The 11807-nt window shown below is 71.9% G+C and carries 7 protein-coding genes and 1 pseudogene; 2 read left to right on the top strand and 6 right to left on the bottom strand.

The window, feature by feature from the left end:
* Window positions 1–112 precede the first annotated feature (112 nt).
* Window positions 113–1363: a carboxylate--amine ligase gene (locus IE217_RS26065; RefSeq protein WP_190180461.1), complete on the bottom strand. Its 1251-nt coding sequence runs from the start codon at window positions 1361–1363 to the stop codon at window positions 113–115.
* 232 nt (window positions 1364–1595) lie between these two features.
* On the opposite strand from IE217_RS26065, the gene fahA reads away from it, so the two are divergent.
* Both fahA and IE217_RS26055 read left to right on the top strand, forming a co-directional pair.
* Window positions 1596–2807: a fumarylacetoacetase gene (gene fahA, locus IE217_RS26060; protein WP_190180395.1), complete on the top strand. Its 1212-nt coding sequence runs from the start codon at window positions 1596–1598 to the stop codon at window positions 2805–2807.
* Between the two features lie 429 nt (window positions 2808–3236).
* Window positions 3237–4175 (top strand): M56 family metallopeptidase, encoded by a 939-nt coding sequence (locus IE217_RS26055; RefSeq protein WP_190180394.1) that lies wholly within the window; start codon window positions 3237–3239, stop codon window positions 4173–4175.
* A gap of 16 nt (window positions 4176–4191) precedes the next feature.
* Here IE217_RS26055 and IE217_RS26050 read toward each other — a convergent pair.
* From IE217_RS26050 to nuoL, 5 genes and pseudogenes are all read right to left on the bottom strand, one after another.
* Window positions 4192–4392: pseudogene (locus tag IE217_RS26050) on the bottom strand (TetR/AcrR family transcriptional regulator); the annotation flags it as partial.
* 60 nt (window positions 4393–4452) lie between these two features.
* Window positions 4453–6435, bottom strand: a complete 1983-nt coding sequence (gene recQ / locus IE217_RS26045; RefSeq protein ID WP_190180460.1) for a DNA helicase RecQ — start codon at window positions 6433–6435, stop codon at window positions 4453–4455.
* 196 nt (window positions 6436–6631) lie between these two features.
* On the bottom strand, window positions 6632–8281 hold the full coding sequence (gene nuoN / locus IE217_RS26040) for an NADH-quinone oxidoreductase subunit NuoN (protein ID WP_190180393.1): 1650 nt from the start codon (window positions 8279–8281) through the stop codon (window positions 6632–6634).
* Window positions 8278–9849: an NADH-quinone oxidoreductase subunit M gene (locus tag IE217_RS26035; protein ID WP_190180392.1), complete on the bottom strand. Its 1572-nt coding sequence runs from the start codon at window positions 9847–9849 to the stop codon at window positions 8278–8280. The genes nuoN and IE217_RS26035 overlap by 4 nt, the downstream gene beginning before the upstream one ends.
* A gap of 5 nt (window positions 9850–9854) precedes the next feature.
* Entirely contained in the window at window positions 9855–11801 is a 1947-nt protein-coding gene (gene nuoL, locus IE217_RS26030; protein WP_190180391.1) for an NADH-quinone oxidoreductase subunit L, read from the bottom strand.
* Window positions 11802–11807 lie beyond the last annotated feature (6 nt).

Genomic DNA, 11807 nt, shown 5'->3' with positions numbered 1-11807 from the left:
GCGCTGCTGAGCGTGCCCTTTCGCCTCCGACTTCCTTCGCTTTTGTCGCTTTGGATCAGACAGCCGCTCGGCGGACAGCCGCTCGGCGGACAGCCGCTCGGCGGACAGCCTCTCAGCGGACAGCCCCGCGGCGGACTGCCCCGCGGCGGTTGGTCCGCCACAGCTGGTAGAGGTGCCTCGCGCCCGGCCGCACGAAACGGGCGAGCATCGTGACGAACGGCAGCGGGTCGTCGCCCGCGAACCACGCCAGCTCCGTCCCGCTCGCCCTCGCCGGCGCGTGCGGCGTCGTATAGCCGCTGCGGCGGTAGGCGAGGAGGGCGGGCAGGTCGATGTTCTCCACGACGAAACGGTGGCCGGCCCGCTGTTCCCCCTCCGGTACGTGACGCCCGGTCAGGTCGAGGTGCATGGCGCGCACCACGTCCACCCCCGACTCGTTCTCGAAGAGCCGGAACTGGGCGCCCATGCGCGGGTTGAAGTCGAGGAGTTTGTACTGTCCGTCGCGCCGGTCGAAGCGCAGGTCGAGGTCGATGATCCCGCTGAAGCCGATCTGCTTGATGAAACGCGCGGCGAGGTCGGCGAGTTCCGGGTTGTCGACCACGTACGCGTTCGCCGTCATGCCCGCGTGCGGGGGCCAGGAGCGGACCTTGACGCCGGTGAACAGGGCGAGCGGGGTGGCGTCCCGGTCGAAGTAGGCGTGCACGATCCAGTCCTCGGCGTCCTCCCTCGGCAGGTACTCCTGGAGGATCACCCCGGGCCGCTCGCCCCAGTCGCGGGCGAGGGCGAGCAGGCCCTCACGGGTGTCGATCCTCGTGGTGCCGCCGACCGCCGGGCGGCTGCGCCGCACGAACGCCTCGAGGTTCTTGGCCACCACCGGGAAGCGGGCCTTGTCGGCGAACGCCACGATCTCGTCGTAGGTCCGCGGGAAGGCGGCCTCGGGAGTGGCGATGCCGTGCTCCACGCACAGTTCGTGCAGGCCCTGCTTGCTGGCCAGGCGGCGCGGCAGGCCGGGGGCGACGCGCGGGAAGAGGAAGGGGCCGGCGAGTTCGTCCTGGTGCTCGGCGATCAGGACGGCGGCCTCCTCGTCGGTGGGGACGAGGACGGCGGGCCGCCCGATGCGGCGGCCGATCCGCAGCAGGCCCTCCACCAGGCGGCCGGCGTCCTCCGTGCCGCGCGTCGGCCAGACGAAGGCCCGCTCCAGGAAGCGCGAGGAGGCCGCGGGCGTGTAGGGGTCCTCGGTGATCGCGTACATGGGGACGCCGAGCCGGCCGAGGCTGCGGATCGCGCCCACTCCGCCGTGGTGCAGCGGATAGTCGCCGAACTTCACGATCAGGCCCGGCACGTCACGGTCGGCCGCGAACGGCACGCTGACGGCGTTCCTGGCCACGGGTCCCCCCACGTGTCCCCCTTACGGAGCGGACCCACCCCGCCCGCGTCCCCCCAAAGGACGCTAAGCCGGAATTGCCCCCTCCGACAAGGCCAATTGGGACATTGCAAACTCTTTAGACACTGCCCAAGACCACCGCGCACACGTAACGTGTGGGCCGACCACATGGAATCCGACCCCATGGCACACGGGAAAGGAAGGCAGCACCCCCATGCCCCCCTTCGAGGTCCCCGAGGGCGACCCCTTCGGCCCGCACAACCTTCCCTACGGCGTCTTCTCGCACGCCGGTTCGCAGGAACGGACCGTGGGCGTCCGCCTCGGCGACCACGTCCTCGACGCCGGCGCGGCGGCGCGCGCGCTCGGCTCGCCCTACGCCTCCCTGCTCGCCCGGCCCACCCTCAACCCGCTGCTGGCGGCGGGCCGCACCGCGTGGTCGGACGTGCGGCGGGCGCTGACCGCGTGGGTGACCGTGCCCGCGCACCAGGAGACCGTCGCGCCGTTCCTGCACCCGCTGTCCTCGGTGACGCTGCACCTGCCCTTCGAGGTCGCGGACTACGTCGACTTCTACGCGTCCGAGAACCACGCGCGCAACGTCGGCCGCATCTTCCGCCCGGACGCCGCCGACTCCCTCACCCCCAACTGGAAGCACCTGCCGATCGGTTACCACGGCCGCTCGGGCACGGTGGTGGTGTCGGGCACCGACGTCGTACGCCCCTCGGGGCAGCGCAAGGCCCCCGCCGACCCGGCCCCGGTGTTCGGGCCCTCGGTGCGGCTCGACATCGAGGCGGAGGTCGGCTTCGTGGTGGGCGTGCCGAGCGAGATGGGCAGCCCGGTCGCGCTCGACGGCTTCCGCGAGCACGTCTTCGGACTGTGCCTGCTCAACGACTGGTCGGCGCGCGACATCCAGGCCTGGGAGTACGTCCCGCTCGGCCCGTTCCTCGGCAAGTCCTTCGCCACCTCGGTCTCGGCGTGGATCACCCCGCTGGACGCGCTGGAGGAGGCGCGGGTGGCCCCGCCGGAGCGCACCCACCCGCTGCTGCCCTACCTGGACGACTCCGGGGAGGAGCCCGGCGGCTACGACCTGCGGATCTCCGTGGCGATCAACGGGCACGTGGTGTCCGAGCCGCCCTTCTCCACCATGTACTGGACCGCCGCCCAGCAACTCGCCCACATGACGGTCAACGGCGCCTCCCTGCGCACGGGCGACCTGTACGGGTCCGGCACGGTGAGCGGGCCCGAGCCGGCCCAGCGCGGCTCGCTGCTGGAGCTGACCTGGAACGGACGGGACCCGCTCGAACTCCCCGACGGCAAGCGGGCGTTCCTGGAGGACGGGGACGTGGTGACGCTGTCGGCATGGGCGCCGGGGACGGCCGGGGTCCGGGTGGGGCTCGGTGAGGTGACGGGACGCGTGGTGTCGGGCTGACCGCCGGGGTGGGGCGGGGGGCGGCCGGGGCGGCCGATGCGGCGCGGAGGGCGGTCGGTGCGGGGCAGGGGCGGCCGGTGCCGCGCGCGGGGGCGGGTCGGTGATCGCCCGGGATGGGCCGGTGGGCGCCGGGGTGAGCCGGTGCGACGCCGGGATTGACCGGTGCCGCGCCCGGATGGGCCGGTGCCGAGCCCGGATGGGCCGGTGCCGAGCCCGGATGGGCCGGTGCCGAGCCCGGATGGGCCGGTGCCGAGCCCGGATGGGCCGGTGCCGAGCCGGGATTGGTCGGTGCCGAGCCCTGACCCGTGCCGCCTCCCGCCGTCATACTGACGGCAGGCCGCCGACGCGCTCCCGCGCGGCCGGGGCCTCCCGCACGACGCGCACCACCCCGCACCCGCCCACCTCCGATCAGGATCCGGAGTCCGTGGCATGACCGTCTGCCTGCTCCTGCTGAGCACCGTCGCCCTGATGGCCGCCGTGCCGGTCCCCCGTGCGCTGACCCGCGCGGTGTGGCCCGAGCGGGAGCCCGTCGTGGCGCTGTGGGTCTGGCAGTGCCTGGTCGCGACCGTCCTGCTGTGCTGCCTGGCGGCGCTGGTGCTGGGCGCGGCGGCGGTCTTCCACACCGTCCGCGACCGCGTGTTCGCCCCGGCGCCGCCCGCCGTGACGGCCGCGTACGACCTGTCGGTGGCACCGGCCTGGGCCGTCGCGCTGACCGTGTTCCTGGCCTGCGGCGCCGCCTGGACCACCGCCATGCTCGCCCGCGAGCTCGCCGAGGCGCGCAGGCGGCGCGGCCGGACCCGCGCGCACCTGCGCGAGCGCGCCCCCGACCTGCCCGCGGGACTTCCCGGCGGCCGCGGTCCGATGCTGGTGCTGGAGGACGAGTACCCCGACGCCTGGTGGATGCCCGGCCATCCGCCCCAGCTCGTGGTCACCACGGGCGCGCTGCGCCGCCTGAGCGGCCATCAGCTCGACGCGGTGCTCGCCCACGAGCGCGGGCACGCGCGCGCCCACCACGACTGGCTGCTGCACCTGTCGACCGCGCTGGCGACCGGCTTCCCGCGCGTGCCGCTGTTCGCCCACTTCTGCGACCAGACCCACCGGCTGGTGGAACTCGCCGCGGACGACACCGCCTCCCGCCGCCACGGCCACCTCACCACCGCGCTGGCGCTGATCGAGCTCAACCAGCACCGCGGAGTGCTCTCCTGCGCCTCCAGCCACCGGCTGCTCGGCGAACGCGTGGACCGTCTGCTCCAGCCTCCGCCGCGGCTCGGCCCGAGGCGCCGGGCACTGGCGACGACGGTGGCCGCCCTGGTGCCCCTGCTGCCGCTCCTGATCACCTTCGCACCCGGCCTCACAGCACTGGGCTAACCGGCCTCGCAGGCCGCGGGCCGGAGGCGCGCTGCCAGTCGCGCTTGGACTGGCCCGTGGCGCGCTCGGCCCGCAGGTTGGCGATCTCGCGCCTGATCGCGCCGGTGGAGTAGGCGCTGACGGTCTCCACGGCGCGCATGACGGTGTCCATGTCGGCGAGACCGTCGAGGGCGGCCAGCCCGGCCTCGGTCACGGCGAGACCGTTCGGCCCCAGGCGTGAGCCCGGACCCCGTCCAAGCCGTCGCCCTCTTCGACGAGGTTCAGCCGTCCTGAGTGCCTATATCCAGTCGTCCGGCTCGGGCTCCGTGTCCGGGCCGGGCCAGGCGTCTTCGGGCTCGGGGCGGGCTTCCTCGGGTGGCGTGTCCCCCGCCCCGCCGTTCAGCGACCGCAGTACCGCCAGCACACCCTCCCCGTACGTCGCCAGCTTCTTCTCGCCCACGCCGCCGACCGTGCCCAGCTGGTCCACGGACGTGGGCCACACGCTGACGATCTCCCGGAGTGTGGCGTCGTGGAAGATGACGTACGCGGGGACGCCCTGCTCGCGGGCCTGCTCGGCACGCCAGGCGCGCAGGGCCTCGAAGGCGGGCAGCAGTTCCTCGGGGAGCTCGGCCACGGCCGCCTTGGCCTTCGGCCGCCCGGCGGAGGAAGAACCGCCGCCGCGTGCGGCCGCCGGGCGCTTGGGCTCCTTGCGCAGCGGCACCTCCCGCTCGCGGCGCAGCACCGAGCCGCTGGCGTCCGTCAGCACCAGCGTGCCGTACTCCCCCTCGACGGCGAGGAGGCCCTGGGCCAGCAACTGGCGTACGACACCGCGCCATTCGCCCTCGGTCAGGTCCTCTCCGATGCCGAACACGGACAGCTGGTCGTGGTCGAACTGGATGACCCGCGCGGTGCGCTTGCCGAGCAGGATGTCGATGATCTGCCCCGCGCCGAACTTCTGCCCGCGCTCGCGCTGGAGCCGGACCACCGTCGACAGCAGCTTCTGGGCCGCGACGGTGCCGTCCCAGGTCTCGGGCGGGCTCAGGCAGGTGTCGCAGTTGCCGCAGCCGGCCGCCTGCGGGTCCTGGCCGAAGTAGGCGAGGAGCTGGCCGCGGCGGCAGCTCGCGGTCTCGCACAGGGCGAGCATCGCGTCCAGGTGGCCGGCGGCCCGGCGCCGGAAGCCCTCGTCGCCGTCGCCGGTCTGGATGAGCTTGCGCTGCTGCACCACGTCGTTGAGGCCGTAGGCCATCCAGGCCGTGGAGGGCAGGCCGTCGCGGCCGGCGCGGCCGGTCTCCTGGTAGTAGCCCTCCACGGACTTCGGCAGGTCGAGGTGGGCCACGAACCGCACGTCCGGCTTGTCGATGCCCATGCCGAAGGCGATCGTGGCGACCACGACCAGGCCGTCCTCGCGCAGGAAGCGGGACTGGTGGGCCGCGCGGGTGCCCGCGTCCAGGCCCGCGTGGTAGGGCACCGCCTCGACGCCGTTGTGGGTAAGGAACTCGGCGGTCTTCTCCACCGAGTTGCGCGAGAGGCAGTACACGATGCCCGCGTCGCCCGGGTGCTCCTCGCGCAGGAAGGCCAGCAGCTGCTTCTTGGCGTCGGACTTGGGCACGATCCGGTACTGGATGTTGGGCCGGTCGAAGCTCGCCACGAAGTGGCGGGCCCGGGGCATGCCCAGCCGCTGGGTGATCTCCTGGTGGGTGGCGTCGGTGGCCGTCGCCGTGAGCGCGATCCGCGGGACGTCCGGCCAGCGCTCGCCGAGCAGCGACAGCGCCAGGTAGTCCGGGCGGAAGTCGTGGCCCCACTGGGACACGCAGTGCGCCTCGTCGATGGCGAAGACGGAGATCTTGCCGCGGGAGAGCAGGTCCAGCGTGCTGTCCAGGCGCAGCCGCTCCGGCGCGAGGTAGAGCAGGTCGAGTTCGCCGGCCAGGAACTCCGCCTCGACCACGCGCCGCTCGTCGAAGTCCTGCGTGGAGTTGACGAAGCCGGCCCGCACGCCGAGCGCCCGCAGCGCGTCGACCTGGTCCTGCATGAGCGCGATCAGCGGTGAGACCACGACGCCCGTGCCGGGTCTGATCAGGGCCGGGATCTGGTAGCACAGCGACTTGCCGCCGCCGGTGGGCATCAGGACGACGGCGTCGCCGCCCGCGACCACGTGCTCGACGATCGCTTCCTGCTCGCCGCGGAACGCCTCGTACCCGAAGACTCGGTGCAGCGTGGTCAGCGCCTCACTCGTCTCGCCCTCCGTCACCGTCATCTCGGTGCCACCGCCTGTCCCGCCCATCGTCCCGTCCCCCGTACGTCGTCCCTCGACCACTGCCTCCACGATAGGGGGCGGCGCCGACAGCCCCGGAGTTTTCCACAGGGCCCACCCGCCCCGGCGCCCGCGAGGGCGAGCGGCCCCGCACCCCGCCGAACGCGATGGCCCGGCCCCCTCGGCGAGCGAGGGAGCCGGGCCACGGCATCGCGGCGGTCGCGCCTCAGCGCACGAACACCCCCGCCTGGCTCGCCAGGTTCAGGAAGTACTGCGGGGCCACGCCGAGCACCACCGTGACCGCCACGCCGACGCCGATCGCGGTCATCGTCAGCGGCGAGGGCACCGCCACCGTCGGGCCCTCCGGGCGCGGCTCGCTGAAGAACATGAGCACGATCACCCGGATGTAGAAGAACGCGGCGATCGCCGAGGAGATCACACCGATCACGACCAGCGGGACCGCACCGCCCTCCGCGGCCGCCTTGAACACGGCGAACTTCCCGGCGAAGCCGCTGGTCAGCGGGATGCCCGCGAAGGCCAGCAGGAACACCGCGAAGACGGCCGCCACCAGCGGGGACCGCCGGCCGAGCCCGGCCCACTTGGACAGGTGCGTGGCCTCGCCGCCCGCGTCGCGCACCAGCGTCACCACGGCGAAGGCGCCGATCGTGACGAAGGAGTACGCGGCCAGGTAGAACAGGACGGAGGAGACGCCGTCCTTCGAGGTCGCGATGACACCCGCGAGGATGAATCCCGCGTGGGCGATCGACGAGTACGCCAGCAGGCGCTTGATGTCGGTCTGGGTGATCGCGACGATCGCGCCGCCCAGCATGGTGACGATCGCCACCCCCCACATGACCGGCCGCCAGTCCCAGCGCATCCCCGGCAGCACCACGTACAGCAGCCGCAGCAGCGCGCCGAAGGCGGCCACCTTGGTCGCCGCCGCCATGAACCCGGTCACCGGGGTCGGCGCGCCCTGGTAGACGTCCGGGGTCCACATGTGGAAGGGCACCGCACCCACCTTGAACAGCAGGCCCATGACGACCATCGCGGCACCGACGAGGAGGAGCGCGTCGTTGCCCATGGTGCCCGCGAGGGCCGGGTCGACGTTGGTCACGTTGCCGTCGACGACCTGCGCGATCGTCGCGTACGACACCGAGCCCGCGTACCCGTACAGCAGGGCGATGCCGAACAGGGTGAAGGCGGAGGCGAACGCGCCCAGCAGGAAGTACTTGACCGCGGCCTCCTGCGACATGAGCCGCTTGCGGCGGGCCAGGGCGCACATCAGGTACAGCGGCAGGGAGAAGACCTCCAGGGCCACGAACAGCGTCAGCAGGTCGTTGGCCGAGGGGAACACCAGCATGCCGGCGACCGCGAAGAGCAGCAGCGGGAAGACCTCGGTGGTGGTGAAGCCGGCCTTCACCGCGGCCTTCTCGCTGTCGCTGCCGGGCACGGACGCGGCCTGCGCGGCGAAGGAGTCGACCCGGTTGCCGTGCGCCGCCGGGTCCAGGCGCCGTTCGGCGAAGGTGAACAGGCCCACCAGGCCGGACAGCAGGATGGTGCCCTGGAGGAACAGCGACGGGCCGTCGACGGCGATGGCGCCCATGGCCGCGATGTGCGCCTTGGTGGTGCCGTACCCGTCCGCCGCGAGGGCGACGACCGCGGCGAAGGCGGCGCACAGGGCGACCGCGGAGACGAACACCTGTGCGTAGTAGCGGGACCTGCGCGGGACGAACGCCTCGACGAGCACTCCGACGAGGGCGGCCCCGAGGATGATCAGGGTGGGCGACAACTGCCCGTATTCGATCTTCGGCGCGTCGATCTTCGAGATCGGGTCGGCCGCGGTTGTCCACAGGCTGTGGACGGCTGCTGCGCTCACTTGGCCGCCTCCACCTCGGGCTTGGGGTCGGTCTGGTGTACGTCCGACATGGTCTGCTTGACCGCCGGGTTGACGATGTCCGTGACGGGCTTCGGGTAGACGCCCAGGAAGACGAGCAGCACGATCAGCGGGGCCACCACCGCCAGCTCGCGCACCCGCAGGTCCGGCATCGCCGAGACCTCCGGCTTCACCGGGCCGGTCATCGTCCGCTGGTACAGGACGAGGGTGTAGAGCGCGGCGAGCACGATGCCGAAGGTGGCGATGATGCCGATGGCCGGGTGGCGGGTGAACGTGCCGACCAGGACCAGGAACTCGCTGACGAAGGGCGCGAGACCCGGCAGCGACAGGGTCGACAGACCCGCGATCAGGAAGGTGCCGGCGAGCACCGGGGCGACCTTCTGCACGCCGCCGTAGTCGGCGATGAGCCGCGAGCCGCGCCGGGAGATGAGGAAGCCGGCGATCAGCATCAACGCGGCCGTCGAGATGCCGTGGTTGACCATGTAGAGCGTGGCGCCGGACTGGCCCTGGCTGGTCATCGCGAAGATGCCCATGATGATGAAGCCGAAGTGCGAGATCGACGCGTAGGCGATCAGGCGCTTGATGTCCCGCTGGCCGACCGCTAGCAGCGCCCCGTAGAGGATGCTGACCAGGGCGAGGGCCAGGATGACGGGCGTCGCCCACTTGCTGGCCCCCGGGAACAGCTGGAGGCAGAAGCGGAGCATCGCGAAGGTGCCGACCTTGTCGATGACGGCCGTGATGAGGACGGCGACCGGCGCGGTGGACTCCTGCATGGCGTTGGGCAGCCAGGTGTGCAGCGGCCACAGCGGCGCCTTCACCGCGAAGGCGAAGAAGAAGCCGAGGAACAGCCAGCGTTCGGTGCTGGTCGCCATGTGCAGGGTGCCGTTGGCGCGGGCCTGCGCGATCTCGGTGAGCGAGAAGTTCCCGGCGACCACGTACAGGCCGATCACAGCGGCCAGCATGATCAGGCCGCCGACCAGGTTGTAGAGCAGGAACTTCACCGCCGCGTACGACCGTTGCGTGGACGCCGCCGACTCTCCGTGCTCGTGGGCACGGTCCCCGAAGCCGCCGATGAGGAAGTACATCGGGATCAGCATGGCTTCGAAGAAGATGTAGAAGAGGAAGACGTCGGTCGCCTCGAAGGAGATGATCACCATCGCCTCGACGGCCAGGATCAGGGCGAAGAAGCCCTGGGTCGGACGCCAGCGGCGGCTGCCGGTCTCCAGCGGGTCGGCGTCGTGCCAGCCCGCGAGGACGATGAACGGGATGAGCAGGGCGGTCAGCGCGATCAGCGCCACCGCGATGCCGTCCACGCCCAGTGCGTAGCTGACCCCGAACTCCTTGATCCAGGAGTGGGACTCGGTCAGCTGGTAGCGGGCGCCGCCGGGGTCGAAGCGGACCAGGACGGTGATCGCCAGGGCGAGGGTGGCGAGCGAGACGACGAGCGCCAGCCACTTGGCCGCGGTGCGCCGTGCCGCCGGCACGGCGGCCGTGGCGACGGCCCCGACGGCCGGGAGCGCCGCCGTCGCTGTCAGCAGAGGAAAGGACATCGGTATCAGACCGCCCTCATCAGCAGGGTCGCGGCGACGAGGAGTGCCGCACCGCCGAACATCGAGACCGCGTAGGACCGCGCGAACCCGTTCTGGAGCCGGCGCAGCCGTCCGGACAGGCCGCCGAACGAGGCCGCCGTGCCGTTGACGACACCGTCGACCAGGGTGTGGTCGACGTACACCAGGGAGCGCGTGAGGTGTTCGCCGCCGCGGACCAGGACCACGTGGTTGAAGTCGTCCTGGAGCAGGTCGCGCCGGGCGGCGCGGGTGAGCAGCGACCCGCGCGGGGCCACGGCCGGGACCGGCCTGCGGCCGTACTGCGCCCAGGCGATGGCGACGCCGACGACCAGGCACACCATGGTGGCGCCGGTGACCGTCAGCGCGCTGACCGGGGAGTTGCCCTCGCTGTGCCCGGTGACCGGCTCAAGCCACTTGAGGAAGCGGTCGCCGATGCTGAAGAACGCGCCGCCGAAGACGGACCCGACGGCCAGCACGATCATGGGGATCGTCATGACCTTGGGCGACTCGTGCGGGTGGGGCTCGGCGTGCGCGCCGCGCTCCTCGGCCGCCGGCTCCACGTCGGGCTCGGCCGGGGACGGCGTCGGCCTGTCGCGCCAGCGTTCCTCGCCGAAGAACGTCATCAGCATCACGCGCGTCATGTAGTACGCCGTGATGGCCGCGCCCAGCAGGGCCGCGCCGCCGAGGATCCAGCCCTCGGTGCCGCCCTTGGCGAAGGCCGCCTCGATGATCTTGTCCTTGGAGAAGAAGCCGGACAGGCCCGGGAAGCCGATGATGGCGAGGTAGCCGAGGCCGAAGGTGATGAACGTGATGGGCATGTACTTGCGCAGGCCGCCGTAGCGGCGCATGTCGACCTCGTCGTTCATGCCGTGCATGACCGAGCCGGCGCCTAGGAACAGGCCGGCCTTGAAGAAGCCGTGCGTCACCAGGTGCATGATCGCGAAGACGTAGCCGATGGGGCCCAGGCCCGCGGCCAGCACCATGTAGCCGATCTGCGACATGGTCGAGCCGGCCAGCGCCTTCTTGATGTCGTCCTTCGCGCAACCGACGATCGCACCGAACAGCAGCGTGACCGCGCCGACGACGGTGACGACCAGCTGCGCGTCGGGGGCCGCGTTGAAGATCGCGGCGGACCGGACGATGAGGTACACGCCCGCGGTCACCATCGTCGCGGCGTGGATGAGGGCCGAGACCGGGGTCGGGCCCTCCATCGCGTCCCCGAGCCAGGACTGCAGCGGGACCTGGGCGGACTTGCCGCAGGCCGCGAGCAGCAGCATCAGGGCGATGGCGGTGAGCTTGCCCTGCGAGGTCTCGCCGGCGTGGGCGAACACCGGCCCGAAGGCGAAGGTGCCGAACGTCGCGAACATCAGCATGATCGCGATGGACAGGCCCATGTCGCCGACGCGGTTGACCAGGAAGGCCTTCTTGGCCGCGGTGGCCGCGCTGGGCTTGTGCTGCCAGAAGCCGATGAGGAGGTAGGAGGCGAGGCCGACGCCCTCCCAGCCGACGTACAGCAACAGGTAGTTGTCGGCGAGGACGAGCAGGAGCATCGCCGCGAGGAAGAGGTTCAGATAGCCGAAGAAGCGGCGGCGGCGCTCGTCGTGCTCCATGTACCCGACCGAGTACAGGTGGATGAGCGATCCGACGCCGGTGATCAGCAGCACGAACGTCATCGACAGCTGGTCCAGGCGGAAGGTGACGTCCGCCTGGAAGCCCTCCACCGGGATCCAGGTGAACAAGTGCTGGATCAGGGTGCGCTGTTCGGCGTCGCGGCCGAGCAGGTCGGCGAAGAGGACGAGGCCGATCACGAAGGAGACGGCCGACAGCAGGGTGCCGAGCCAGTGGCCGACGGCGTCCAGGCGCCGGCCGCCGACCAGGAGGACGGCCGCTCCGAGCAGGGGCGCCGCGATCAGCAGCGCAATCAGGTTCTCCACGATTCT

Source organism: Streptomyces naganishii JCM 4654 (assembly GCF_014650575.1).
Lineage (GTDB): Bacteria > Actinomycetota > Actinomycetes > Streptomycetales > Streptomycetaceae > Streptomyces > Streptomyces naganishii.
This window is presented reverse-complemented; position numbering and strand designations above follow the sequence as displayed.